This is a genomic window from Thiomicrospira microaerophila (genome assembly GCF_023278225.1).
Taxonomy (GTDB): domain Bacteria; phylum Pseudomonadota; class Gammaproteobacteria; order Thiomicrospirales; family Thiomicrospiraceae; genus Thiomicrospira; species Thiomicrospira microaerophila_A.
On the sequence record NZ_CP070959.1, the window covers coordinates 1,477,359 to 1,504,284 of the forward strand.

Here is a 26,926-nt window from a genome sequence, read left to right on the forward strand (position 1 = left end):
CAGCCTCCTTAGGCCATCTACAGGGCAAGCAACGCTTTTAATTCAGGAATACACGAACCGCAATTGGTACCGGCGCAGGTTTTCTCACCGAGTTTCTCTACCGTATCGCAACCCTGCGCCATCGCGGCACGCAAGGTTTTATCCCCCACTTGAAAGCAACTGCAAATAATCGCGCCGACATCTTCTTGCTCAATCGCCATGCCACTGAGCAGACTGTAGCGCTCGTTTTGACTGAGCCTTGGCTGGTCAAACAACCCAGATACCCAATCATAGGGCGCTTGCAAATCAACACGGGGCGCTACAAACAACACCGCTTTTAAACCCCCTTGCGCATCCAGCCAAGCGAAACGCGCCGTGCCTAATGCGCTGTCTTCTAAGCGCAGATCCGCTTCACCCAGTTGCGGATTCGCTGATTTCCAATGCGCTAAATCAAAAGCTTTCTTATCCGCCAAATGCCAAAACACGGCGTTTGCTTTTGGCACTTTCACCCAATAGCCTATGGAATCATCAGGCTGCCAAGCAGTGTCTTTAGTCCAAAAACCAGCGCGATAAGCCGCTGACCAGGCCTGAATAGTGACCACCGCGTGTTTGCTTTCCGGCTGACCCGATAAGGGGTCGGTGTGCGATGGAATCAAACTGTCAACCCGCCCGTGTTTGGCATAGACGCCGGTCCAATGAACCGGTGCAAACACCTGCCCTGTAACCAGGCCTGCATCCAGCTCAACCGGCATCATCACCTGCCCCAATCGCGAGCTAACGTGCGCCAAATCGCCTTGCGCCAAACCCAAGTTTTTCGCATCGTCAGGATGCAGGCTTAAACGCGGCTCATCGCGATGCTGTAATAAACGAGGGGTTTTAGCAGTGCGCGTCATGCTGTGCCATTGATCGCGATAACGCCCAGTATTCAATACAAACGGATAGTCCGGCGAGGGCGTTTCTTTGGGCGATTGAGGTGTAATCGGAATCAATTTGGCACGACGGTTCGCGGTAAAAAACTGGCCGTCTGCAAACAGTCTGGCTTGACCCTTTACTTGAACGTGTGAATGCTTGGCGATAATCGGCCAAGGTGTCGGGGCAAACTGCTGATAGTCCTGTTCACTGAGCGATAACAAACCCGATAAATCAAAGTCACGCCGACTGATCACGCCATCATTCTCAAACGCCGATAACGCGACGTGTTCCATAAAAATCTGATAAGGCGTTTGATAACTAAACGCCTCGGCAAAGCCCATTTTTTGCGCCACTTGGCAAATCCACCACCAATCGGCTTGGGTCAGGCCTGGTGCCGAACGAAACGCGCGTTGGCGTGAAATATGCCGATCCGAATTGGTCACTGTGCCGTCTTTTTCCCCCCAAGAGGCGGCGGGCAATAAAATATTCGCACAACGCGTGGTATCGGTATCCGCCATATTGTCGGACACAATCACCAACTCACAGACTTGCAAGGCTTCACGGACAAAATCCGCATCGGGCATCGACACCACCGGATTGGTGTGCATAATCCAAATCGCCTTAATCTCACCGCGATGCACCGCCTCAAATAGTTCGACCGCTTTCAAACCGTTTTGCTGCGCCATATTCGGTGCGCGCCAGAATCGGGCAACCCGATCAATGGCTTCGGGTTGATTAAAATCCATGTGCGCCGCTAACTGATTCGCCAAACCACCGACTTCGCGCCCACCCATTGCATTCGGCTGACCGGTAATCGAAAAGGGCCCCGCCCCAGCCTTGCCAATCCGACCGGTGGCAAGATGGACATTGATAATCGCATTCGACTTATCAACCCCCGATGTCGATTGATTCACGCCTTGCGAATAAAAACTAACCGTGCGCGGCGTATTAGCAAACCAATCAAAAAACTGGGTTAAATCGGCTTCATCCACGCCACAGGCCTGCGCCAACTGTTTTAAATCATGACCGGCGGTTTGCTCGGCTTGCGCCAAGGACTGTTCAAATCCTTCGGTGTTGTGTTGAATAAAAGCCTTATCCAGCGCATTCTTTTTAGCAAGAAAAGCCAGTAACCCATTGAATAACATGGCATCAGTGCCGGGCTTGATCGCCAAATGCAAATCCGCCAAGTCGCAGGTGGCGGTGCGTCTTGGGTCAATCACCACCACTTTTTTATGTGGTTGATCACGTTTGGCTTGCGCCATGCGTTGATATAAAATCGGATGCGCCCAAGCGGCATTCGAGCCGACCAACACCAGCAAATCGGCTTGCTCTAAATCCTCGTAACTGCAAGGAACCGCGTCGGCACCGAACGCGCGCTTATACCCTACGACCGCAGACGCCATGCACAAGCGTGAATTGGTATCGATATTTGCGGTGCCAATAAAGCCCTTAATCAGTTTATTGGCGACATAATAATCTTCAGTTAACAACTGGCCTGATACATAAAACGCCACCGCATCGGGGCCATGCTGTTCAATCACTCGGCTTAAACCGTCCGCCACCGCTTGGCAGGCCTGCTCAACCGATACGGCTTCGCCGTTGATTTTCGGCTCAAGTAGTCGCCCGGTTAAATCAAGCGTTTCGCCTAACGCACTGCCTTTCACACACAACTTGCCAAAATTGGCCGGATGGCTGGCATCGCCAAGCGCCTGCCAGCTTTCACCCTCAGCTTTCGGCTTCATCAGCACACCACAACCGACCCCGCAATAAGGGCAAGTGGTTTTCACTGGCGCCAATTCAGCAGGCCTGCTGGCTAAGGCTGCGCGACCCATACCGCCTCCTCGCCTGCTGCACCGCGCAGTTCAACAGGAAATACCGCCAACTTAAGCTCTGGTTTTTCTACACACTGACCCGTCACCAAATCGTAATGTTCTTTGTAGAGCGGCGAGGCCACCACTAACTGGCCTTTGATACTGCCAACAATGCCACGCGATATCACACTCGCCTGCCCAATCGGATCGAAATTATCTAACGCATAGACCTTGCCTTTGACATAAAACAGCGCAATCGGTGTATTGCCCAATAAGGCTGGAATACCAGCGTTATCAATTAAATCAGTTACTTGGCATACTTTTTTAAACTCAGACATAACCTTCTCCTACACCACTTCTAATTCAATCGATTCCAACCGTTCTTGCGCGGTCGCCGGGCGCAGTTGCCCGCGTTCGCGCACATACACTTGATTCGGATCACGCAAATCCGCGTTAACAAAGTTATAGAACAACTTGGTTTTTTCCGGATCGACCACCGCGCGTTTCCAATCACAGGCGTAACTGTTCACCAAGGCTTGCATCTGCTGTTCTAGCTGTTCGGCAATGCCTAATGAGTCTTCAATCACCACTTGACGGACATAATCCAAGCCGCCTTCTAAGTTTTCCAACCAGGTCGATGTGCGGTGCAAACGATCAGCGGTTTGGATATAAAACATAATAAAACGGTCGATGTATTTGAACAGGGTGTCACGGTCTAAACCCACCGCGAATAAATCAGCATGGCGCGGCTTCATACCGCCATTGCCACAAACAAACAGGTTCCAGCCGTTTTCCGTGGCAATCACGCCAACGTCTTTCGCTTGCGCTTCAGCACATTCACGGGTACAACCGGACACGCCCATTTTCATTTTGTGTGGTGAACGCACGCCTTTATAACGATTTTCCAAATCAATCGCTAACTGCACCGAATCATCAATGCCATAACGACACCAGGTTGAGCCGACACAGGATTTCACCGTGCGCAAGGCTTTAGCATAGGCTTGGCCGGATTCAAATCCACCGTCAATCAAGCGCGACCAGATGGTCGGTAGATCGCTTAACTGGGCGCCAAACAACACAATCCGCTGACCACCGTTGATCTTGGTATAGAGTTGATAGTCTTTCGCCACCTCACCCAATAAAATCAGCTTGTCCGGGGTTATCTCGCCGCCCGGAACACGCGGAATGACCGAATAGGTGCCGTCCTTTTGCATATTGCCCAAATAACGGTCATTGGTGTCTTGCAGTGGGATGTTCTTTTTGTCAAACGCATAGGCATTCCACACCGAGCCTAAAATCGAGGCCACTGCCGGTTTACAAATATCACAGCCATCGCCTTCGCCATGCGCGGCCAGCAATGCATCAAAGGTTTGATAACCATTCACGCGCACCAAGTGATACAGCTCTTGACGGGTATAGGGGAAATGCTCACAAATCGCTTTCGAGACCGCCACACCGCGTTTTTCCAGTTCAAAATTCATCACACTGGTGACCAATTGGGTGCAACCACCACAACCAGTACAGGCCTGGGTGCAGGCTTTAATATCCGCCAAACAAGTCGCGCCCTCATCTAAGGCGCTAATCAGATCTTGCTTGGATACGTCGTAACAGGAACAAAGTTGGGCAGTTAGCGGCAAAGCATCCGAGCCAAAACCGACCTTTTCACCGGAAAATGACGGCAAAATCAATTGCTCCGGATGCTCGGGTAACGCCATGTCATTCAGTTTCAGTTGCAACAGATTGCCGTAATCTTCAGTATCGCCAACCAGCACCGCACCGAGCAATCTTTTGCCGTCCGCCGACACCACTAGTTTTTTGTAAATTTCTTTGGGACCGTTTTCATAGATATAGGATTTGGCGTCTTCATCCGTGCCATGCGGGTCGCCAATCGAGGCGACATCCACCCCCATCAGTTTTAATTTGGTGGACATATCCGCGCCAACAAATTGCGCCGGCTTGTGATTCAACTGATCGACCACCGCTTGCGCCATCGCATAACCCGGCGCAACCAAACCGTAAATCATGCCATCGTGTAACGCGCATTCGCCAATCGCATAGATATGCGGATCGGAGGTTAAACACTGATCATTAATCACAATCCCGCCGCGTGGTCCTTTAACCAGGCCTGCTAGATCGGCCAATTCATCTCTGGGGCGAATACCGGCGGAAAACAGCACAAAATCGGTTTCCAGCGATTCACCGTCAGCAAACACCAAGCGATGACGTGCCTGCTCACCGTCTTCAATCACTTGGGTGGCTTTGGAGGTATGCACGCCCACCCCGAGTTGTTGGATTTTGCGCTTGAGTACCGCCGCACCGCCTTCATCCAATTGCACCGGCATTAATCGTGGTGCAAATTCGACCACATGGCTTTCTAATCCCAAGTCCACCAAGGCTTTCGCCGCTTCCAAGCCCAATAAACCACCGCCAATCACCACACCGATTTTTGAGGTTTGTGCGGCATCTTTCATTGCCTCCAAATCTTCAATGGTGCGATATACCAAACAGGCTTCACGATCATTCCCCGGAATCGGCGGCACAAACGGATACGAACCGGTGGCCAACACCAACAGGTCGTAGCTGACGACCAGGCCCGTCGTGCCCTCTGGGTATGCTTGAGTGGTCACGGTTTTGGCGTGTTTATCAATCGCCACGACTTTTTGATTCAGACGAATATCTATGCCGTGCTCGGCATAAAAACCCGCCGGCACCAGTGACAAGTCTTCGGCGGTTTTGCCGGAAAAATAGGACGACAAATGCACACGGTCATAGGCCACCCACGATTCTTCACCAAACACGGTAATGTCAAAGTCGTGAAACCCGCTCGATTTCACCAAGCGTTCCAAAAACGCATGACCGACCATGCCATTGCCCACGACGATTAATTTTGTTTTCATGCTGCGGCCCTCTCGTAATATGCTTCGCCAAACAACAACGCACTGCGTTGACTGTTATCAATTTTTATTTGTTGTTGATGCAGTTCAAACAACCAATTGGCGTCTTGGGTATTGCCCAATAAAATCGCCGACTGAATCACGCCATCCACCAGCACCACCTTGCGATACAGCCCTAAACTCGGATCTTGTAAAACCAATTGATCACCCGCTTGATTCGGGTCACCAAACGAAAACACCTCAATCCCAGACACTTTTAATCGCGTCGCACTCAATTGGTGTTCAAACCGACGCGTCGGCAGCTTCATTAAACTCGCTGCCAAAATCGCCGCTTGGCGATAAATCGGGGCAACCAAGCCAAAGGTTTGCTGGTCAAGCTCACAACATTCACCCAGCGCATAAATCCCAGAGTCTGAGGTTTCTAAAGCGTTATTAACCACAATGCCTCTATTCACCAGCAGGCCTGCTTGTTTAGCTAATTCACTATTCGGTTGAATCCCCACCGCCATAATCAAAGCCTTCACCTCAAACGCTTCACCGTGATTTAAGCGGACGGCTTCAATTTGACTTTTGCCTTGAATCTCAGCAAGATGGCGTTGCAACACAAACTCGATGCCCTGCTGCTCCATGGATTTTTGCAACAATCTGCCCGCCATCGCATCAAGCTGTTGACTCAAAATACGGTCGGAACGATGTACCACCATCACCCGATGGCCTTTGCCAGCCAAACCGTAGGCCGCTTCTAAACCCAGCAGACCTGCACCCAACACCATCACCGGGCGCGCATCTGTTACATCCAAATCATTCAGCTGTGCCACATCCTGCAGATCACGAAAACAATGCACCCCGGCTAAATCGACACCGGGCAGTGCAATTCGGCTGGCATTGGAGCCGGTAGCCAACACCAAGCGGTCGTAGCCAAACATCTCGCCTGTTTCCGTGGTAAAGCTTTGCTGAATCGGATCCATCGCGGTGACTTTCACCCCCAAATGCAAGTCAATACCCTGTTGCGCAAACCACTCAGGCGTATGGCTGGTAACACTGGCAAGGGTTTGTTCACCGGTCAATAAATAGGACAACATAATGCGGTTATAACCCGCTGGTGCTTCCGCGCTAAACACCGCAATGTCATACCTCTCAGTGGCACGGTGTTTAACCAACTCGTCCAATAGCCGCATACTGGCCATACCAAGACCGATAATGCAGAGTTTGGGTTTAGCGCTACTCATGGCTAAAGCTCCGTTTTGGCTTGTTTTTCATACAAGAAACTCAACACCTGTTGGCGATAATGGTTGTAGCCGGCATCTTCCGTCAGTACCACGCGATTTCTTGGGCGTGGCAAATTAATTTGAGCGATTTCGCCAATCGTAGCCGCTGGGCCATTGGTCATCATGACAATCCGGTCGGACAACAACACCGCCTCATCGACATCATGGGTGATCATTATCACCGTGTTGTTTAATTCATTCTGAATCTCCATCAAGGAGTCCTGCAGATGCGCACGGGTTAAGGCATCCAGTGCGCCAAAGGGCTCGTCCATCAACAATACTTTGGGTTGCATCGACAAGGCACGTGCAATGCCAACTCGCTGTTTCATGCCGCCAGAAATTTCATCCGGGCGTTTGTGCATCGCATGATCCATGTGAACCAATTTCAGGTTGTGTTCAATCCAATCCTTAATCTCGGCCTTACTGGATTTTTTCATCACCTGCTTGACCGCCAGCTCAACATTTTGATAAGCGGTAAGCCAGGGCAATAACGAATGATTCTGAAACACCACCGCGCGCTCTGGGCCTGGTTCATTGACTTCTCTGCCCTCCAAAATGACCCCGCCTTTTGTGGCCTGATACAGCCCAGCAACAATATTCAACACCGTGGACTTGCCACAGCCTGAATGTCCAATTAATGAAATAAACTCGCCCTTGGCTATTTTTAAATTGATATTTTGAATCGCCACAAACGGCACCGTCGGGGTTGGGAATGCAATTTCAACATCCGTTAATTCTAAATACGCGTCCATTTCTCTCTCCTAAAATTAACGAAGTACGGCTGACTTATCCCAAGACACAAACTTTTGCAGCACCAACATCAGTCGATCCAATAAAAATCCGATAAACCCGATCACCAGTACCGCCACCATAATGCGTGACATGGATTCGGAACTGCCATTTTGGAACTGATCCCAAATAAACTTACCCAGGCCTGGTGATTGTGAGAGCATTTCGGCCGCAATTAACACCATCCAAGCAATCCCTAAAGAAATGCGCAACCCCGTAAAAATCATCGGAATTGCCGAGGGAACCAAGATTTTAGTGACATGCGTCCAAGGGTTTAAATTCAACACTTTTGACACATTCAATAAATCCTTGCTTACGGTTGCGACCCCTACCGCCGTGTTAATAATCGTTGACCAAATCGAACTTAACAGTACGGTAATCGCGGATACAATAAACGCCGTTTGAAACATCGGGCTTTCACTAACATACAATGCACTCACCACCAGCGTAACGAGCGGCAACCAAGCCAAGGGCGACACGGGTTTGAACAACTGAATAACAGGATTCACCGCACGATACAGCCCATCTGACATCCCAATCAGTATGCCAATCGGAATCGCAATCAACGAGCCAATCAAAAATGCGGTAAACACAGTAAACAGCGAAGTCTTAATCTGATCAATAAAAGTCGGTGCGCCAGTGTAAGGTCGAATCGTAGGCACAAAATCAGGATCAGCTTCCATTCTGGCCGCGTTTCTCGCCTCTTGGCGCTGATAAAACGCCTCGGCTTTTTCTTTTTCGGCCTGATGCTCATCTAACAAATTATTAAATTGTTGATACACTTCAACCGGTCCTGGAAAATTGCCTAACGAAGTTTCAATGTTTTTTGCCGCGCCCGACCAAAGCATTAAAAAAACCAGTAACCCGATTAATGGCAAACCCAACTGTTTAAAAATTAAGCTCATTTGAAGCTTAGGATTATGTCCTTTTGCCAAATTGGCATAGGGCTCAAAAAATAACGGGAGTTTCATCTGTCATCCTTTTGGGCGAGCATAGCGCTCACCCGCTTATTTTTATCTATACCTTGTCGGCGCCTTTTAACCCTATCTCAAACTGTTTGAGATAATCATTAGGCTTTAAGCCGTCATAGGTAATGCCGTCAATAAACTCATTGGTTGCCGGTTTAAAGCCGGTTTCTGTTAAAAAATCCGGGAATTCAGACGGCTTAAACTTGCCTTCTCTAATGAGTTCCTTGGCGGCTAATTGATAAATGTCAGGACGGTAAACCTGTTGGGCAACCTGGTGATACCACTCATCCGATTTTTGCTCACTGATTTGCCCCCAACGGCGCATTTGAGTAAGAAACCAAACCGCATCGGAATAAAACGGATAGGTGGCATGATTGCGGAAGAAAATATTAAAATCTGGTTCAGCGCGTTGATCGCCCTTTTCATATTCAAAGGTTCCGGTCATTGAATTGGCAATAACCGCCTCATCCGCACCGACGTATATAGGTCTGGCTAGAATCTTAACGGCTTCTTTACGATTGGCGTTGTTATTTTCATCCAACCAGCGCGCCGCTTTTAACAAGGCTTTTACCAAGCGAATCGTGGTGTTCGGATACTGCTCATAAAAATCTTTGCGCATGCCAAAGACTTTTTCTGGGTTATTGCGCCAGATATTATTATTTGAAATCACCGGCACACCGATATTGCGAAACACCGCCTGCTGGTTCCAAGGCTCGCCAACACAATAACCATGAATGGTTCCGGCATCCATCGTGGCTGGCATTTGTGGCGGCGGTGTCACAGACAACTGTGCCTGCGCATTTATCATACCTGCGGTATCGCCACGCTCTGGTGCATAAAAACCAGGATGGATGCCACCTGCGGCTAACCAATAACGTAATTCATAATTATGGGTTGACACGGGGAACACCATCCCCATTTTGAACGCTTCACCTTGCTTGTTCAGGGTTTCAATGACCGGCTTTAATGCCGCAGCTGAAATTGGATGAATCGGTTTGCCTTCTGCATCAAGTTTCACATAAGGGCGCATCCCCTCCCAAATGCGGTTAGAAACCGTAATCGCATTGCCATTTAAATCCATCGAGAAAGGGGTCATTAATTCGGCATTATTTCCATAACCAATCGTCGCCGCAATTGCTTGACCCGGTAACATATGTGCACCGTCTAAAGCACCGGAAACCACCCCATCAACCAGCACGCGCCAGTTGGCTTGAGCCTCTAAGGTTACATAAAGCCCCTCTTCTTCAAAAAAGCCTTTTTCGTAGGCAATTGCAAGAGGCGCCATATCGGTTAGTTTAATAAAACCAAGCTTTAACTCTTCCTTTTCCGGCCAACCCACTTTTGCTTGTGCCAGATTGATAAAACCTGTCGCTCCACTCATCCCGATGGCACCTGCAATCGCGGTTTTGAGTAGTTGACGACGCGATAAGTTTGTGTTTTTCTGATTTGACATGACGTTAATCCTTTTTTAAACCATAAAAAAAGGCGCCGCATCTTTCTCCCGTTAGCAGGAAGAAGATGGACGCCTTTGTCCGTAACAAAAATTTAAGTATCAAGCCGTCATTGACTTAACTAATGTTTATAAAACATTAAAAATGCCAAAATAAACTAAAATGATATATTTCAATATATTAATAAAAAACATGGATTAATAACCTAGATAAAGCATCAAAAAACCTACAGACACGCACCTCAAACAAGCAAAATGCACCACAAAAACACTACTTCAAAATCAATTTAGCTACATCCACCAAACGCTGACCGTTTTTCATGGCTTGCGCCTGCAAAAACTGATGAGCCTGCTCCTCAGTCAAACCTTTTTGTACAATCAAGATCGACTTAGCACGTTCAATAAAACGCCGATCCAACAAAGCCTGCTTGGCAATCACCAATTCTGCCTCCATCTGCATCAACTGCTTTGATTGTGCTTGAAAGCGTTCCAACAAAATTTTTGACGCCCCCTGGAGTTTTGTCATATTCTCATTAATATCAAATTGTTGATCTGCTAATATGTTTTCAATGGAATGCCCACTCTGATTAAACCGCGAAAACCCTTGCTGCAATCGTTGAGCGCTGACCAATTGCAAGTAACTTGTCAACTCATCCTCTAACGACTGAAAACCATCTATTCGCTTGGTCATTAACTCAAACCAAGCCTCAGCCTTTTCAAAATCGGCCTGTTTATGAAATTTAAAACCTTGTCGCCAAGCATCAAGCTCCTGCCGATAAGGTTGAGACTTTAACTGTAACAACTTTTTAAGCTGCGATTGTGAGGCAAACAATTTGAAAACACTGAACGCATTAGACTGTTGTTCCACTTTTGCATTCAAAATCTCACTAAAATCTGTTTTTTTAACGCCGCCAAGTACAGCAACACCAATTGCACGCTCTTGCCCTGCAGCTTCTTTAGCTTGCATAAAATTAAACAAAGCCAACATCGCACGCGCAATTTCTGCATCAGGCGCCTGTTCAGCAAGATCAAAAACATAGTTAAATATAGTGTGAATTACATGACTAAACTGCTGAATAGCATCAAGAGGATTTACTTGTTTTTTATCAACTGAGTTGCGGAGATTTTCAAGCCCTCCTAAAGCCTGCAATAAGGTGGCTAACCGAAGATACACTCCGCTAGGCAAACAAAATGAAGTATCAAGCTCCTTATCAAGTCGCGCTTTAAACATCGCCTCTTGCTTGTCAAAATCCTGGCGATAAGCCAGCGTTTTAACTAAAAATCGATCAGCACCTCTTGAGGTTAAATAAAGCACGCTGGCACCACGCTCAAGTTGGATAGCATGCACCAATTTTTGCAACAAACGGATAAGTTCGGCGGCTGAAAATAAGAAAGTTAGCGATTGTCTCTCAGCTTCCACACTCATCGCCAATAACTTTGCGGTTGCCTGCTGGTAGGTCATCATTTCTCTAACACTAAACTCAAATTAAAACAAATAAGCAAAAGTTGTGCTAAAGATTAGATTACTATGTTTGATATCTAATAATCCAACAGCGTCCTTACGAGCAAAACCTGCAAGATAAAACTCAGATATCACGGATAAAACTAGGTGTTTGAAAATGCAATCAGTCCATTGCGCAGATCGCTGACGACATCTGAATCGATCATCAGCTCTTGCATACCATCCTGTTTATAATCTTTCATTTCTTGGCCACAATATGCACCAAAACTGACTTCACTTACCACCGAGTTAGCTACTTTTATCATTGCAACCAGTGCACGAACCTTATCGTTATTAATGGATGCACACTCTGGGTTATGATGAAGAAGTATTGCACTTAACATATCAACAGGTAGATGCCATTTTTTACCTAACAAAACGCCAACCGCTGCATGATGCGAGCCATACATCTGTTCTTCTTTTTCTAATATAAGATGAGGTTGAGAATGTGCACTTTGGAAAAGTTTTACATAGTTATCCGCATCTTTAGTCGCAAACATCAAGCAGCCTGAATTGTGGAAAAGTCCAAGCATATAGGCTTCGTCACGCGAAACATCGGAAACCCATTCAGATAGTTCCGCCATACAAAACGCCACATCGACACCATGAGCCATAATATCTTTATAAGCCTGGTTAGAATTAAACATTTTTTCCAGCAAAACAGACGCCACCAGGTTTCTAATATTATTAAAACCAAGATTACTCACTGCGTCAGCAATAGTTTTACATTCGCCTTTAAGCTTCATAGCGGGAGAGTTAGCAACTCGTAGAACCTCACCGGAAAGGGTCGTATTCTTTTCAATGATTGCGGCAATGCTGCGACTACTGGCAAACTTACTTTGCAACTCAGACTCTAATGCAATCAACTCGGCCGGTAACTCAGGAAGCTTAACTCCTCTAATGGCCATCATGGCTTGACGTAACACTTGCTCCATGCTCATTTTATTTCTCTTTTTTTAAAAAGCTAATTCTGTCGACAACCAAAACTGTGTTCGACCATAAGTTTTATCTAAACCCTTCGCAACACCAAGGTTTAAAGGCAACAGCATACGATAACCTATGACAGATTCTAGGGTGATTTGCGCACCTAGTCCAGTATAATTTCTATCCGCTATTTGAGCCTGATCAACAAAAACCTGCCCGTAAATATCTCTCAAACCCAAAGGGTAGACTTGCCAATTTTGTTGCACCCGTGCCAAGGGCATCCGATACTCTATCGCTGCCAAGGCAAATTTATCTGTACTAATGCTCGCCTTAGGGTAACCCCTTAACGGATAATCGGTTCTTGCAAACAATCCTGAAGAAAACGCCCCACGATCTGAACCTAGCTGAAAAGGGTGAGCCGTTGGCTGAGCATAGCCGCCTACCAACCGAGTATGCAACACCTGCGAGTTCATGATATGCCAATAATGCTTCAGATCAAACTGTAATCTGTATCCTGAAAAATCATTCTTTACCCCATCATGACTATCCAACGCTCCATAGCCCTGCCAGCCTGAAGCAGGGCTAATGCTATATCGATAGGTTTGCGTGTTATCCCAATGGGTCACCAAACTCAAATCCGTTCTCTGGGTTGTTGGCAGTGGCGTCACGCGCTCATCACGCCAAGCATCCTTTTCCTGCTCGAACACTAAGCCAAGGTGAAAAGCCAGTTGATCGTCAAAAAAGTTTAACGCATTCAACCTACCAGCAACCAACGTATCTTTTGCCCGCAACAATACCAACTCATCTTTTTTCTGAGGATTATAACCCTCGCGCCAAGAACGCATATATTGCAACAAATAGCGGTTATCCATCTGATAACTCAGCAGGCCAAAAGGCTGCGCTGCAAGATCATCGTAAACCAAGCTTAGCTGATAATGATGGCGCGCCAATGCGTCTTGGCCATCAAGCATAACCCCCACCTGATTTCTCTGCTCAGTCAAACTTAAAATCGGCCACCATGCCCGTGGTCTTAAACTTGAATAGGGCTGATAGGGTTGAATTTCAGATAAGTCCGTCGCCGTTGGCGCCGCCATTGAATCTAACCAGGCCTGCTTGTCAATATTTGGCAGATCTTTTTGCTGTTTAGCTTGATTTTTTGGTGTGATCAAAGCCCAATTATACCCCTCAGCTGAATAGTCCTGGTAAACAAGACTCGCCTCTTGAGTTAACAAAGGATTAAATGCGCCAACCTGTCCTTGAGTTAAGGCTTGGATATGGCGTGTTTTTGTATCCATCTGATATATCTGATAAGCCGACGAATAGTTTGCACTATAAACGACTGACTCACCATCAACCGCATAGCTCGGATCTGCTTGGTTAAAACGATTCTGGGTTAACCAACGCCACTGCAGTGTATTCAAGTCAAATTCAGCCAACTGCCACGATCCAAGAGCGGGCTTTTTCATTGCCACAATCTTCTGGCCTGACGGATGGGCATCAATATGACCCAATACCGTTTGTGGTTCTCCTTGCCATATAACCTGCTGAAGTTGTCCCTTGTCAGACAGCAAATGCAACTCAGAGATTCCTCCCACTTGGCGCCGCGCTAATAGTTGGTGTTCGTTTAACCAAACTGCCTGCCGATAACGCTGCTGCTGGGTGATGCGTTGCCAGCGCGTTTGATCCCATAACCATAAATCAGCATAAACGCGATTCTGACGATTTGGACGTAATTGCGTCATAATGATGCGCCCGGTAGGTGATACCGAAAAGACACCTGGGTAATCCACCTCGGTTAAGAACTCTGGAGAAGCTTCACTTTCAGTCAAGGGCTGCTTAACCAAGCGCGGACGACTATGACCATCCGCTTCAACGCGATACAAGGCATTCTGGTGCACCTGCCCATAATAGGGAGATCCGCCATGCTGAGTCAGTATTCGCTTAGGTTCAACGGGGGTTAAAACAGGAGAATAGCGTTCAGACAACCAGGCCTGGTAACGCGCCCAAACCTGAGGAAAGTCATCACCTAAAACGCGTCTTGCGGTTGGATTCATCCAATAAGGAATCAAATTATAGCTATAACTTTTAAGCCAATCAGCCTGTGCGTCCTCACCATAGGTTTGACGCAAAAACTCATAAAAATACGCGCCGTACAAATAGGCTTGGCCTTGGGGCCAATCACGATTTAAACCTGAAACCCGCCCCAATGATATCAGCCCTCGCTCCACTTCCGCGCGCATCTGCATTGCGTAATAATCACTTTGCGCTCGACCCACAGCTAACTCATGATCGGTTTCCTGATCGATTGCCAAGCCCTCAATTAACCAGAGAGGTTGAAAGTTATGTGGAAAACTGAAAATTTGTCGACCAAAAACGCTCCGCAATGCCGCAGGCAATCCTCGTGCTTGATCAAGATGGAGGGTATGGGTATATTCATGACGAATTAACAGCGACAACCAATCTCGGTAGTCTTCAAGCGAGTTAATTGAATCAGGCGCACTGATATAAATACGGTTCTGGTTAAATGGATAGACCGTTGCCCACCCATTCGCACCATCCACGTCATCGGTCAATACAAGATGGGTTTTATTCGTCGGCGACCAGTCCAATGCTTCGCTAATTTCTAGATGCGCCTGTTCAGCAAGTGCAGCAACATGGGGAAGGTGTTGAATCAGTTCTTCAGGCGCGTGCAAAATAAAATGTTGGGTTTGTTGAGTAAACCAGGCCTGGTTAAACTGCCAACCCACACTCATAGGATGAGTAATCTGATTGGCCGCCATAGTAGATGTAATAGGCAGACTTAATATAAAAAAGGTGACAAACGTGTAAATGTGAGCTTTCATAGCCACTTACTTCGGAAATTCAGGCCAGGGATAACGGTTATTACCCACCACCATAAAATGGGGGTTTAAAATGTTTTCAGTCGGGAAATAACGTAAATCCTCACCTTTTTCATCGACAATACGCCCGCCAGCGGCTTCAACAATCACTTGAGAAGCTGCAGTATCCCAATGCGAAGTCGGACCAAAGCGTGGATAAACATCGGCCTGGCCTTCTGCGACTAAACAGGACTTGATCGCTGAACCACAATGAAGAGTTTTAGAGGGAGCTAACGCTTCAATAAACTCTTCAACTTTTTTACCGTGTCGGCGGCTTACCGTAACGTTAACAGGGGATTTAATCAACTTTCGTACCGCTAAAACATGCTCAAGCCCTTGCTCAACTTTGATCGCTTCTCCGCCTTGGTGCGCCATGTATAACCAATCATACACAGGGACATACACCACCCCTAGCACCGACCGACCTTCAACGACCAATGCGATATTGACACAAAACTCATCGGTTCTTTCAATAAACTCCTTCGTGCCATCTAAGGGGTCAACCAACCAAAAGCATGACCAACCCTGGCGCTCTAAAAAGGGCGTCGCATGAATGTTTTCTTCGCTTACCACGGGAATGTCAGGTGACAAAACAGCTAGTGACTGTCGAATTAATTGATCGGCTTGTTTATCCGCTAGCGTAACTGGAGAGCCGTCTGCTTTTTTTTCAACCTCACAGTCTTTACAGCGATACACCTGCATAATGACCTCGCCGGCCTGCTTTGCAATCTCGGCAACCTTTGGCAACCAGGCCTGGTAATGATCAATGGTCATTAAATTTTTCCTAATTTTTGTAACATTAAAAATAGTGCTGCGTAGGCGCGCCCCTCGCTAAACGAAGCTTGTGCTAACAACGCTGGCCAATCACTTAACTTCCAAGGCACAACTTCAAGCGGCTCAGGCTCGTCGCCTTCAGCCTGCTCCGGCATCAGATCGCGCACCAAAACCAAATGAGTATGATGATCCATATAGCCTGCCGCCAAACAAACCTTATCTAAATAATCTACGCGTTGCGGTCTGTAACCAATTTCCTCAATACACTCACGCTGACAGGCATCTAACCAAGTTTCACCCGGATCAATTTTTCCCTTCGGAAAACCAAGTTCATAGCGCCCCACTCCCGCGCTGTATTCACGAATAAGTAACAAAGTATCCTCATCCAACATCGGCACAATTAATACTGCGCCATCGGGATGACCTATCAAACGCTCATAATCAACTTGCGTTCCATTAGAAAATTCTAGCTTTTGCGCCTGAACCGTAAAGATTCGCGACTTAACCACGATATTTTCCGATAAAATGTTGGGGAGTTTTTTAATTTCCATTTGCGCATAATACGCCAAGCGCGCAAAGGCTTCAACCGAATTAGGAGGAACAATGCATCAACTCCCCTGGGATCAAATCGATACCGTGCTACTCGACATGGATGGCACGCTATTAGATTTACACTTTGATTGGAAATTCTGGTCAGAATACCTTCCCGAAGCCTACGCGCGCCATCATCGCCTACCCCTAGACAATGCAAAACGTTTTGTACGTCAAGCCGTCAAACAACAGACCGGGACATTGAATTGGTATTGTCTAGACTACTGGAGCCGCAGGCTTAATTTGTCGGTGGCGGATCTAAAACATGATCTTAAACACCTGATACGCGAACACCCGGATGTGCTTGAGTTTTTGGCTCAACTTAAACAGCTTAACAAGCAGGTGATTATGGTGACGAATGCACACCGTGATAGCTTGGCGCTAAAACTTGAACGCACGGCCATCGAACCCTACTTTGATCACATTATCTCAGCGCACGACTTCCGTACACCAAAAGAGGACATTCGAATCTGGGATTTTATTCAACAGGTTTCCCCCTATGACCCAAGCAGGACACTTCTGGTTGATGACAATATTCGCGCACTCAATACCGCAAGGCGGTATGGCATTCGTCATCTACTCGCCGCCATTCATGTCAGCCCTTACATGGATAAGGTTGACCCACGTGGCTACCCGCATTTTGAACACTATGCTGAAATCATGCCCATTAAAAAGATTACCCCATGACAACAAAACAAAAACTCGCCCTGCTCTGGCAAAACAAATGGATCAATAATGGTATTTGGCTTATAGGGTTTGTGATTATTTACTTGATGCTACGCCCTCTAATGCAAGGGGATGTGGTCAGAGATACCGCGCCACACTTTAGTGCCACCAGCCTTAGCGGTGAACAGCTTGATCTTTCTGACTTTCAGGGTGAAGCGGTACTTATCCATTTTTGGGCAACCTGGTGCCCGATATGTGAATTTTCGCGCGATGGCATAGAACGCATCGCGCAAGATTACCGTGTAATCAGTGTCGCAACCCAATCAGGCGACAACGCAACCCTCATAGCTTATGCACAACAACATAATATGAATCCAGCGTTGATCGTTAATGACGAGAACGGGCAATTGTTCAACCTGTATGGTGCACGAGCGGTTCCAGCCGACTTTATAATCAACGCTCAAGGTGAGGTAGCATTTGTTGAGGTGGGCTTGAGTTCAAGCTGGGGAATGCGTGCAAGGTTATGGTGGGCTAATCGTTGATACTTCACGACTTAAAAGCCAAGTTCATCAAACCAAAATTGCGTTATGGCGGTGAAATTATCCATAGCGAACGTGATGAGTTTGGCTTGATTCAAGTCGTTGACAGCCCCATTTGCCGCAGCCTTCACTTTGACAGCGCAGTTAAACAAAGCCGCTATTTTTTTCAAGCCCCGTTAAGCCTTGCTTTTGAATATCAACAAGTCATTGAGCAACAACTTTGGCTAAAACAGATTGAAAAGCCTATAAAAAACCTATTAATGCTTGGCGTTGGCGGTGGCTCACTCGCCAGTAAATTGTTTATCAGCCACCCAAAACTAGTCATGACGCTAGTAGACTTAAGACCGGCTGTAATTGATATCGCCCATGACTTTTTCCACCTTCCACTTCATTCACAAATTAAAACCCATGCGATGGATGCCGAAATTTTCATAGCTGAAAACTCAACTCATTATGATGCCATAATCATCGACCTGTTCGACAAGCATGGAATGCCAGAAGCCTTCAGCCAAGCCCCTTTCTTAAACAACCTACACAAAAAACTAAAACCTGGCAGCATCCTTCTTTTCAATCTATGGCAGAGCACACCCGAACCCACACTTAAAGTCATTCAGTTTTTTGAAGCCCTAACCCACCAAAAACAAGGGGAACTTCAACTTTACCCAATTAAGTCTAGCAACAACCTAATTCTTGAGTACACGAGCCTGACAAATTGAACTACATCCAGTGATGATTAAGCAGCTTTCACCTATTCAGCTGTTATTTTTTTATTCAAGTCCACAAGTTCTTTCAAGATAGTTTCATCACCGGTTTTTAACTCTTGAGCAATTTCGAGACTTTTGATTGCCAAATTAAATTCTTTCAATCTTTTATAGTTTTGTGCAAGTTGATAATACGTACCATAATTTTTAGAATTAATCTTCAATGATTCTTTTAAAACCCTTATAGCTTCACCATATTTTTTACGCTCTCTAAAACTAATAGACAACTTAATAAAGTAACTTGTTTTCTTTTCTATAGCAAACTCCAATGAAAATTGAAATTCACTAGTAGCTAAAATATAATTTTTAAGCTGTAAAAAAGAAAGCCCTAAAAAATAATGAAGCTCATCATCTCTAAACGCTATAAGTTCGGCCTGCTTAAGGAAAAAAACAGCATCGGAATATTGATTTAGATGATAACTACAAATTCCGCGATATTTCCAAAAAGCATTGACTGTAGGATATGTTTGAATCAAGCAATCGAACATTATAGAAGACTTAACGTAATCCTTTTTAATAAAAAACTCTAGAACTGCACTCTCCAAATAACCCTCATCATTGAAGCTATTTAAATAACAACCTTCAATTTTTATTTCATAAACTTTATTATAAATCTTGCATCTAATATATTCTTTTAAAACTCCAACCTTATTTAAAAAATACATAACATTGTGTGGCTGCGAAAAAACCTTGTAGATTTTTACGTTACGTTTGTCAATATCCTTAACCTGATATAAATCTACTATATCATTTGCACCAATAAAAATATCAACACAATTCGTTGATTGAGTGAGAAAAGGAATCAAATTTTTATATTTAATGTAACTATCATCTCTAGGGTTATTGGGAAGATACTTATTGATATATATTTGAGGCCCAAAAGCAATAACTTTACCTACATTTAAAATCAATCCGATTAATAATGCTGCATAAGCGCCCATACTGGAGCCTATAAATGTTATATTTTCCCTCTCAAACTTGTCAGCATATGATCTTATATAATCTACAAGATCATCGATATCCTTTGATACATTCTCTATATTGCCATGGTACCAACTTTTATTTACATCTCTAATAAATATTTTATTACAATCAAAATCCTCTACAAGCTTATAACCCATAAAGCTTTTTGCATTTACCCCGCTAAAAAAAACAACCAACTTGTCGGAATCTTTATTTTGAATGAATTTAAAGAAATCATTATCGGTGCTTTTATTTTTTTTCATAGTAAAAAGTTCCGTATTGAGCTTTAATTTTAATTTATATACTTAGTTAGATATAAATAATCAATCTATAATATTTTGTACATAAAATATATTTATGATTTTTTCCCACATTATTTTATTATGTATAGGACTTCGCTGATAAGCCTCATCCCAGAAAAATGCAAACAACCCCTCATTTTCACTGATTTGGTTATCAAGCTTATCCAGCTTTTCAAATGTTTTAATAACAAACTCAACACCGTGCAGACGACTATCATTTACTACTGGTTCACCAGATAAATACCTCTTCTCCATTAATGATTCAGGAAAAGACACATCACCTTTTGGATCTATTTGATGTATAAAATTATTCCAAACGCCATATGCATCATAGGATTTCGAGAAAAAAGTTTGTTTTTCTTCTTGGGTCTGCGGTAGAGGAGTGATAGGGTATTCGGTATTTTTTTCTAAAATATCTTGGGACCATCGAGCAGTTCCCTCAGTAAACCATCGTTGTTTAAACATTGTATAGCCATATTGGTACAAATGAAATAACTCATGTGCTGGTGTAACATTTCCTGATACCAGTCGATTTGAAAGCGATATTAGCAATACGCATTCATCTGTATTTTTAACACGGTGTGCTTCGTCAAATGCTAGTCCGTTATTTTTTATATCGGTAATACGAACATGAATTTTATCGACATTGACAGTCTGGAATCTTGGACGTTTAAAAGGATGTTCAAAACCAAGATAATCTAGTGCCTGACGCATCGTTACAAGCTGAAGCATAATATCTTCGACTATATCAGGTATAGCATTATTGTTGATATCCTCTTGGTTTACTATCGCATTGCTGCCTGTTAAGTTGTAAAAAATAATAAATTCATCAACTTCATATGTGTGTTGATAAAGTGAATAGGGATTAGTCGTGTATTGACAGTTTAATGGCTGTCCTCGTTGATCAGCATAAACTGATTGAAAGTTAACCAGTAGAGTAAAAAATATAATGTTAAATAACTTTAGCACTTAAACTATCTTACACTTAAGTATTCTTATAGTAACGTTTATAAGCGACATATCCCGATAAATAATGTTGCACATCATCTATTCGAGTTCTCATTTCGTGATGTCTCAAATAAAAAGAACCCACTATTCTGAAAGGTGTGTCAAAAAACATGGCTATTTCAGGCCAGTAAAATCCTTCAAGTAAGTAGTGCATACGATACTCAAGTGCACGGTGAAACTTATCCATATCGTAAGTTTCGAGCAGATGTTGTTTTTCTGGAATAGCTTCAATTCGTTTAATAAGCTGATAAGAAGCCATTACCAATTCACCTAATGTTGGGTAGTAGGTTTCTCTTTCTAGGATGAAGTTAAGATGTTTGAATACATTTTTTAAACCTAATTCAAAATAGCGGTCGTCCTGAACATATTTCGTGATTTCATTTAAAGCATAGGCTAACCAGTGGTCATGCGCTTTCCAATGGTTTTTTTCACAAAAATAATTGAACGCTTTTATATTAGCATCCAGCCAACGTTGCTCTTTATTTAATTGGTAGTAGCGCATTAATCCAAATGTTGCTTCTCCATCGTAGTAGATCGTTCTATAAGCCTGTTTTACCTCAAGAGTACTGGCATCGAGTACATGAGTGAAACTTCCGTCTGGTTGCTGAATAAATAAAATGGCTTCTGCCAATTGTTCCATAACCTCAGCATAGCGTAGATCATCGGTTAGTTCAGTATATTTAACGAGCATTAATAAACATAGCCCTATGCCGCCTGCTTTTATTTCATCTCCATCAACCAAAAAAGTTAATTTTTTTCCATTCATATTAAGGCTCAGAGTCAATTTATTAATGGCGTATTGAATAGCAAGATCAATGCTCTGTTTAGACACCTTCTCTTCTTCTCCAGCCCATGCATCCAACAATGAATAAACTGCACCTACATGCCTCATTGCGTTGTAACCAGTAAAGGTGCGATTTCCTTGCGGCACAATACCGTAAACAAACCGTCCATTGGGTTGAATTTGTGAAGTTAGAAACCGTCTTGATGCAGAAATGACATATTTAAGGTTTTTTTCATCCAGCTGCTTGATGTTTCTATATCGACCTCCATCTCTAATTTCATAAAATGTATTAGATGATATGAAACAGCCGCATGTTTTAAAGGTATAGAAAAGTGTGGAATCAGTAAACTTAACTGGAGATTTGTTACCGAATTTTTTTTGTACATAGGTCTTAAGTTTTAGTTCATTAAGATCCGACTGCCAGTGCCCCTTGTCCACAGATCCCGTATATAAGATACCATTTGCATTCAACTCCGACTCTAAAAGGGCGTATTCAAAAGATGGATCCAGCGAAATACCTTTAGTATAAAATCCATTTGTGCTTGCTCGAATATCTGCATTCAGTTCAACAAACGTGTGTTCATTTGATTCAACAATCCAATCCAGCCGTAGCCATCGAACAAAAACTTGGCTTAGTTTTTTATCTTCTTTTTTTTCCAAGGTGGTTAACAAGCTCATCCAAGCTTCTTCCGGTGTAGAAGAAGTTATATTGAGCTGCTTGGCTTTTTGTTCGCCAGAACAATAACTAAAAAATAGACTGCAGTTTCCCAATCTTGGGTGCAATCCTATTTTACTTAGGATATTAGCTTGATGATGCTCAATGATTTTTGATAATGGCACCAGCGGATCATCATACAAACAAGGCGACACTAACTTTCTAGCGGCAGTTAAATCAAGGTCATTTTTAACACTATCACCTACAAACTGCTTTTTATTTAGTTTTTTCTGCTGGTGTGCTTTTTTTAGCTGTTTGAATTGTGCGCTTTGTTTTTTCATTTTGAATACCTGAAATAGATTTAACTACTTGTAACTTAAGCAAACTCTCTAGAAGTTGATTTTTCATGCTCATAAATTCGCTGTATAAAGCTTAAAGCGGAAGAAAAATCCTGTCGAGCATAAGCTTGATCAAATGCATAGAGCAACGAAACCAACCTAACATCTCTAGGATTAACACCAGCCAACTCCGTCCTGACTTTTGTCGCATTAGCCACGGTCTGCTCTAACTGTGAAGCCGAAAAGGATACCACCGGCCAATCACATCCTAATAAATCCCACTGCCAATCAGACCCATTATAAATATAAACCTCCCCAGATGAAGAAGCAGCCATAAACTTCGAGACCAAAATAGGAAGAAATAATTGTTTTGGCATTCTTTTAAGATGATAAAGCATAGAAGATAAACCCTCAATCATAAAAGCACAAGCCTGCTTTTCAATTTCTGATGTTGCGTAAACACTTAAAGCATCAATATCTATCAGTTTCAGTCGACTTAAAATATCAGCCCTAGAACGTGTAGAATGCAAACACAAGTCGGTTGGCAGGTTTATTTGCATTAATTGCTGCCGAAGACTCGGCAAGGCTAAACCTCGTTCACGACTACCTAGAAGCTTATAGCCTTCCGGCCAAGAAAGAATCTGCCAAAAAACTTCATGCATTTTGCCATGTGCTAATAGCCTTGGAAAAGGTGGGCTGGCTAGGCTGGCTTGTAAAAGCATTCTTTCATGCTCTGCTTTATTTTCTAAACTCGAGTCATAAATCTTAATCATTAAATGAATCTGACGACCGTCATTAAGTTCAAGACTGACTTTGACATAATTGAGCTTTCCTTGGTAAGCAGGCCTGCACCAGGTGTTAATAATTCTATAAGGACTCGATAGATACTGCTTAACTATTGGATTCAACGCTTCATTTCGCGTATCAGGATTAATAATCGATGACATTAACCCTTTTAACTGAGGTAGCTGATAATTACCTGAAACCCAAGAGAAGCCATGCGTAAACAGCACCTGTATATTAGCCCGGCTCGAATGAATACTAGCAACCTTTAAAAACAAATCACTTAAATAAAACAGAACTTGACGAACAAGAATCAGACTTATAAAAGCAAGCAGTAAGGGAGTTAAACCACTTAACATAAAGTCAAAAACAACCACGGCTAATACAAAAATAAAACCGCCATATAGCCATAGCTTTTGCAAAAAACTATTGTTCGCTGTTACCCATTCTTTGACATGTTGATTGAAAAATATCAATAATGCCCAAATCGACGAATAAAAAATCATCGCGATCAGAATAAGAGGGTAAAAAACTAGGAAGAATAACGCGGATAAAAAACAAAACAAGATAATGGCTAAAGAAAGCGAAATATTGCTATAAAGCTTTCTAGCGACACGACGGTGATTGTTAAACAAACCTGTCTTATTATTTTTTTCCAAAAAACTATCCGCGCCCTCTTTAACCAAAAAGTCGATGGCAATAGAAAGAACCATATGCAATAGCAATGCCATACAAATTATGGCAATTAAAAAGACAACGACTTCATTGAAACTGAGTGCATCAAAAAAACTGATTGATGCCGGTACACTTTGAGTGCTCACAACCACTAATAATTTCCAAGGCAAAACCAAACTTAACAGTAGTAGAGCCTGAGATACAACAAAAAAAACAACAATTAGAATCAAAAGGTAAGCTTTATGCTGAGCAAGGATTAAAGCTGATTCCAAGTAAGACTTTATGCGACTACTCACTCGGCTAGATCGCATATATTTTTTACCAGCTTATGCAAACCCATGCCATTGGAAGATTTAATCAATAGAAGACTTTTATCTTTCAAATTGGCTAAAATCTCAGCTTGCAGCGCAGTGAGTGTTTCGAAATAAAAAACATGATTTTTTTCTCTATTTAGGCATTCATAAACTTGCTTCATCTGCTGACCATACAGATAAATCGTATCCGCACCTGATGATTCAATAACAGGGACTAATTCTAAGTGAAGCTTTACAGAATCCTGCCCTAACTCTAACATGTCACCAAGAATCAAAACCCGACTTGTCGTTTTTTCAGGGAAGGTTTTAAATAGGTCAATGGCTGATATGATCGATAAAGGATTGGCGTTATAGGCCTCATCGACTAATGTAAAAGATTTACTCTGTATCGTTAAATGATGGACTTTACCTCGCCCGTCAACAGCGGAAAAACGATTAAGTTCTTCAAGCGCAAGATTGATATTATTTGAAGCTGCGGGGCTTAACAAAATGCTACTGACCGCAATGCAAGCCATGCTATTTAAAACCATGTGCTTACCCAAGGCCGTCAAATGATAGCTTAAGGGCATGCCATTTAACTCAATATCAACTTGACCAGTCTGCGTTTGATAACCAATCAGTTTGACATCTGCCTCTCCAGACACACCATAACTAAGAATATTGAGTTCAGCTGCTTGCGCATATTGGCTGACGATTTCCCAATGCTGCATGTCTCTATTTAAAACGGCCCAGCCCCCCGGTGCCATTCCTTGAAAAATTCTAGATTTTTTTGTCGCCACGTCTTCGGTCGTTGAATGATATTCAAGGTGAGCAGCACCAATATTGGTAAACACCGCAATATCAGGACGAACAATTTTAGAATTTTTTAGCATGTTACCAATGGCCATTTCCATTACCGCATAATCAGTTGACGGTTTCACACTGGCCAAATTCCAAGCAATTCCAAACGGCAAATTCGCACTTAATTGAGTGGAAACCACTGAGCCATAGACGCTCAACATCTGCGCCAGCATCGCTGTCATGGTAGTTTTTCCTGCTGAGCCAGTCACACCAATCACCGTACCCCGCATCTTTACCCTGGCGGCTGTACCTATCTCAATAACAGCTTGGGTCAAGTTTTTAACCACCAATATCGGTAGATTAAAACCACTAACTTCATCCATCATCGGTGTGGTGCACATTAAGTATTTGACAGGGGTCTTCGCATGTAAGCTTTTTAACACCGTGAGAGGTAAACCACCCTTTTCATCTGAAGAACGAACCGAAACTAGATTATTCGGTTGATGCTGTCCTGCTAAAACAGTTACACCCTCGATTAAACAGTTTGTGGAAACAGTATTCGAATACCATGTCCCAGTCGTTACCTCTGCCAACTCTTCAAAAGTCCAAGGTCGTTCAACCATTATTCGCTCAGTCATCATTCAAAATCCTAGTTCAATGTTTTGTAGTCACGATACAAATTTAACAAACTTTTCCATATCAAATCATTATGCTGTGGATCGCGCTGAAAGGCTTCAGGCCAAAATATCGGTGACAAGTCTTGCTCACGACTTATTTCGCTATCTAATCTATCTAACAAACCTAACACCGCAATCATAAAATCAACACCATAGGCTTTTTGATCACCTATAACCTCTTCACCATCTAAATACTGTCGTGCTAAAAGCTCACTAGGCAAATCCATAAAGCCCTTATTATCAACCGACATTAACAGCCAATTCCAAACATTCAGCGCACCATAAGATGTGCGAAAAAAGGCTTCGAGCTCTGCTGGCGTTTGAGGTAGCTCAACCTGTGGATAGTGCTCGGACGACCTCAATAAATCCTCAGACCAGCGCGCGGTACCTTCTAGGAACCAGGCCTGCTTAAACATCGTATAACCATATTGATATAAATGAAATAACTCATGAGCCGGTGTTAAATTTTTGGCCGAAAGACTATTTGACAAGGTAATAAGCAATACACATTTCCCTGTTTTCAAATCTTGATGCGCTTCATCAAAAGCCAGTCCATTCCCCCTAATATTTGCCATACGAATATAGATTTTTTCTGCGTTGGCTTTGCGGTAGCGCTTGCCATCAAAAGGATGCCTAAACCCCAAAAAGTCTAATGTATCTCGCATCGTAATCAGTTGAATCATAATATTCTCTAACACATCAGGAATCTTATTATTATTGGCATCCTCAAGATCAACAAGCCGACTGTCGCCCTCAGAGTTGTAAAAAATAACAAACTCATCCTGTTCATAGGCATGAGCGTATACCGCATTAGGATTGGTTTTAAGAAAACAGTTTGATGGATAATCTGTTAGAGGCTCTGTTGCATAAACCCCACGCGACATTATTAAGACTAAACAAATTACCCCTACCCATATTACACGTAATAACCCATTCAACAT

General features: G+C 43.8%; 21 protein-coding genes. 3 read left to right on the forward strand and 18 right to left on the reverse strand.

Translation table 11 applies throughout. The features are described 5' to 3' along the window. Positions 1-17: 17 nt before the first annotated feature. From JX580_RS07290 to nudE, 12 genes are all read right to left on the reverse strand, one after another. The gene (locus tag JX580_RS07290) at positions 18-2,723 is read right to left on the reverse strand and encodes a nitrate reductase (RefSeq protein ID WP_248849890.1); all 2,706 of its coding nucleotides are present in this window, start codon (positions 2,721-2,723) and stop codon (positions 18-20) included. Next, the gene (nirD, locus tag JX580_RS07295) at positions 2,705-3,040 is read right to left on the reverse strand and encodes a nitrite reductase small subunit NirD (RefSeq protein WP_248849891.1); all 336 of its coding nucleotides are present in this window, start codon (positions 3,038-3,040) and stop codon (positions 2,705-2,707) included. The genes JX580_RS07290 and nirD overlap by 19 nt, the downstream gene beginning before the upstream one ends. Positions 3,041-3,049: 9 nt before the next feature. Next, positions 3,050-5,599: a nitrite reductase large subunit NirB gene (gene nirB / locus JX580_RS07300; RefSeq protein WP_248849892.1), complete on the reverse strand. Its 2,550-nt coding sequence runs from the start codon at positions 5,597-5,599 to the stop codon at positions 3,050-3,052. Further along, on the reverse strand, positions 5,596-6,825 hold the full coding sequence (locus JX580_RS07305; protein WP_248849893.1) for an NAD(P)/FAD-dependent oxidoreductase: 1,230 nt from the start codon (positions 6,823-6,825) through the stop codon (positions 5,596-5,598). The genes nirB and JX580_RS07305 overlap by 4 nt, the downstream gene beginning before the upstream one ends. A gap of 2 nt (positions 6,826-6,827) precedes the next feature. Then, positions 6,828-7,616 carry an ABC transporter ATP-binding protein gene (locus JX580_RS07310; protein ID WP_248849894.1) on the reverse strand — a complete coding sequence of 263 codons (789 nt, stop codon included), beginning with the start codon at positions 7,614-7,616 and terminating at the stop codon, positions 6,828-6,830. Between the two features lie 15 nt (positions 7,617-7,631). Next, positions 7,632-8,624, reverse strand: coding sequence for an ABC transporter permease (locus tag JX580_RS07315; protein WP_248849895.1), 993 nt, complete (start codon positions 8,622-8,624; stop codon positions 7,632-7,634). A 46-nt stretch (positions 8,625-8,670) separates the two neighbouring features. Next, positions 8,671-10,074 carry a CmpA/NrtA family ABC transporter substrate-binding protein gene (locus JX580_RS07320; protein ID WP_248849896.1) on the reverse strand — a complete coding sequence of 468 codons (1,404 nt, stop codon included), beginning with the start codon at positions 10,072-10,074 and terminating at the stop codon, positions 8,671-8,673. A gap of 268 nt (positions 10,075-10,342) precedes the next feature. Then, positions 10,343-11,536 (reverse strand): nitrate- and nitrite sensing domain-containing protein, encoded by a 1,194-nt coding sequence (locus tag JX580_RS07325; RefSeq protein ID WP_248849897.1) that lies wholly within the window; start codon positions 11,534-11,536, stop codon positions 10,343-10,345. A gap of 140 nt (positions 11,537-11,676) precedes the next feature. After that, positions 11,677-12,513 carry an HDOD domain-containing protein gene (locus JX580_RS07330; protein ID WP_248849898.1) on the reverse strand — a complete coding sequence of 279 codons (837 nt, stop codon included), beginning with the start codon at positions 12,511-12,513 and terminating at the stop codon, positions 11,677-11,679. A 15-nt stretch (positions 12,514-12,528) separates the two neighbouring features. Then, entirely contained in the window at positions 12,529-15,339 is a 2,811-nt protein-coding gene (locus JX580_RS07335; protein ID WP_248849899.1) for a hypothetical protein, read from the reverse strand. A 6-nt stretch (positions 15,340-15,345) separates the two neighbouring features. After that, positions 15,346-16,149, reverse strand: coding sequence for a 3'(2'),5'-bisphosphate nucleotidase CysQ (cysQ, locus tag JX580_RS07340; protein WP_248849900.1), 804 nt, complete (start codon positions 16,147-16,149; stop codon positions 15,346-15,348). Continuing rightward, positions 16,149-16,700, reverse strand: coding sequence for an ADP compounds hydrolase NudE (nudE, locus tag JX580_RS07345; RefSeq protein WP_248849901.1), 552 nt, complete (start codon positions 16,698-16,700; stop codon positions 16,149-16,151). Before nudE ends, cysQ begins: the two co-directional genes overlap by 1 nt. A gap of 52 nt (positions 16,701-16,752) precedes the next feature. Here nudE and yrfG point away from each other — a divergent pair, with 52 nt between their 5' ends. From yrfG to JX580_RS07360, 3 genes are read left to right on the forward strand one after another with little or no spacing between them, the layout of a single operon-like run. Next, positions 16,753-17,427, forward strand: coding sequence for a GMP/IMP nucleotidase (gene yrfG / locus JX580_RS07350; RefSeq protein ID WP_248849902.1), 675 nt, complete (start codon positions 16,753-16,755; stop codon positions 17,425-17,427). Continuing rightward, positions 17,424-17,948, forward strand: coding sequence for a protein disulfide oxidoreductase (locus tag JX580_RS07355; RefSeq protein WP_248849903.1), 525 nt, complete (start codon positions 17,424-17,426; stop codon positions 17,946-17,948). Before yrfG ends, JX580_RS07355 begins: the two co-directional genes overlap by 4 nt. Beyond that, positions 17,945-18,661 (forward strand): spermidine synthase, encoded by a 717-nt coding sequence (locus JX580_RS07360; RefSeq protein ID WP_248849904.1) that lies wholly within the window; start codon positions 17,945-17,947, stop codon positions 18,659-18,661. Before JX580_RS07355 ends, JX580_RS07360 begins: the two co-directional genes overlap by 4 nt. Positions 18,662-18,693: 32 nt before the next feature. Here JX580_RS07360 and JX580_RS07365 read toward each other — a convergent pair whose 3' ends face one another. The 6 genes from JX580_RS07365 to JX580_RS07390 all read right to left on the reverse strand — a co-directional run bounded on the left by JX580_RS07365 (position 18,694) and on the right by JX580_RS07390 (position 26,926). Continuing rightward, positions 18,694-19,932, reverse strand: a complete 1,239-nt coding sequence (locus JX580_RS07365; RefSeq protein ID WP_248849905.1) for a hypothetical protein — start codon at positions 19,930-19,932, stop codon at positions 18,694-18,696. A 60-nt stretch (positions 19,933-19,992) separates the two neighbouring features. Beyond that, positions 19,993-20,940: a hypothetical protein gene (locus JX580_RS07370; protein ID WP_248849906.1), complete on the reverse strand. Its 948-nt coding sequence runs from the start codon at positions 20,938-20,940 to the stop codon at positions 19,993-19,995. 16 nt (positions 20,941-20,956) lie between these two features. Continuing rightward, a complete protein-coding gene (locus JX580_RS07375) occupies positions 20,957-22,759 on the reverse strand; it encodes a hypothetical protein (RefSeq protein ID WP_248849907.1) in 1,803 nt (600 codons plus the stop codon). A gap of 35 nt (positions 22,760-22,794) precedes the next feature. Beyond that, positions 22,795-24,366 (reverse strand): hypothetical protein, encoded by a 1,572-nt coding sequence (locus JX580_RS07380; protein ID WP_248849908.1) that lies wholly within the window; start codon positions 24,364-24,366, stop codon positions 22,795-22,797. Positions 24,367-24,506: 140 nt separating this feature from the next. Further along, the gene (locus JX580_RS07385; protein WP_248849909.1) at positions 24,507-25,949 is read right to left on the reverse strand and encodes a UDP-N-acetylmuramoyl-tripeptide--D-alanyl-D-alanine ligase; all 1,443 of its coding nucleotides are present in this window, start codon (positions 25,947-25,949) and stop codon (positions 24,507-24,509) included. An 8-nt stretch (positions 25,950-25,957) separates the two neighbouring features. Beyond that, positions 25,958-26,926, reverse strand: coding sequence for a hypothetical protein (locus JX580_RS07390; protein WP_248849910.1), 969 nt, complete (start codon positions 26,924-26,926; stop codon positions 25,958-25,960).

Excerpts from the sequence above, each read along its gene's own strand:
- nudE (WP_248849901.1), bottom strand. The coding sequence starts at position 16,700 with ATGGAAATTAAAAAACTCCCCAACATTTTATCGGAAAATATCGTGGTT.
- JX580_RS07330 (WP_248849898.1), bottom strand. The coding sequence starts at position 12,513 with ATGAGCATGGAGCAAGTGTTACGTCAAGCCATGATGGCCATTAGAGGA.
- JX580_RS07355 (WP_248849903.1), top strand. The coding sequence starts at position 17,424 with ATGACAACAAAACAAAAACTCGCCCTGCTCTGGCAAAACAAATGGATC.
- JX580_RS07375 (WP_248849907.1), bottom strand. The coding sequence starts at position 22,759 with ATGAAAAAACAAAGCGCACAATTCAAACAGCTAAAAAAAGCACACCAG.
- yrfG (WP_248849902.1), top strand. The coding sequence starts at position 16,753 with ATGCATCAACTCCCCTGGGATCAAATCGATACCGTGCTACTCGACATG.
- JX580_RS07305 (WP_248849893.1), bottom strand. The coding sequence starts at position 6,825 with ATGAGTAGCGCTAAACCCAAACTCTGCATTATCGGTCTTGGTATGGCC.
- nirB (WP_248849892.1), bottom strand. The coding sequence starts at position 5,599 with ATGAAAACAAAATTAATCGTCGTGGGCAATGGCATGGTCGGTCATGCG.
- cysQ (WP_248849900.1), bottom strand. The coding sequence starts at position 16,149 with ATGACCATTGATCATTACCAGGCCTGGTTGCCAAAGGTTGCCGAGATT.
- nirD (WP_248849891.1), bottom strand. The coding sequence starts at position 3,040 with ATGTCTGAGTTTAAAAAAGTATGCCAAGTAACTGATTTAATTGATAAC.
- JX580_RS07320 (WP_248849896.1), bottom strand. The coding sequence starts at position 10,074 with ATGTCAAATCAGAAAAACACAAACTTATCGCGTCGTCAACTACTCAAA.
- JX580_RS07365 (WP_248849905.1), bottom strand. The coding sequence starts at position 19,932 with ATGAAAAAAAATAAAAGCACCGATAATGATTTCTTTAAATTCATTCAA.
- JX580_RS07325 (WP_248849897.1), bottom strand. The coding sequence starts at position 11,536 with ATGATGACCTACCAGCAGGCAACCGCAAAGTTATTGGCGATGAGTGTG.
- JX580_RS07335 (WP_248849899.1), bottom strand. The coding sequence starts at position 15,339 with ATGAAAGCTCACATTTACACGTTTGTCACCTTTTTTATATTAAGTCTG.
- JX580_RS07310 (WP_248849894.1), bottom strand. The coding sequence starts at position 7,616 with ATGGACGCGTATTTAGAATTAACGGATGTTGAAATTGCATTCCCAACC.
- JX580_RS07290 (WP_248849890.1), bottom strand. The coding sequence starts at position 2,723 with ATGGGTCGCGCAGCCTTAGCCAGCAGGCCTGCTGAATTGGCGCCAGTG.
- JX580_RS07390 (WP_248849910.1), bottom strand. The coding sequence starts at position 26,926 with ATGTTGAATGGGTTATTACGTGTAATATGGGTAGGGGTAATTTGTTTA.
- JX580_RS07315 (WP_248849895.1), bottom strand. The coding sequence starts at position 8,624 with ATGAAACTCCCGTTATTTTTTGAGCCCTATGCCAATTTGGCAAAAGGA.
- JX580_RS07385 (WP_248849909.1), bottom strand. The coding sequence starts at position 25,949 with ATGATGACTGAGCGAATAATGGTTGAACGACCTTGGACTTTTGAAGAG.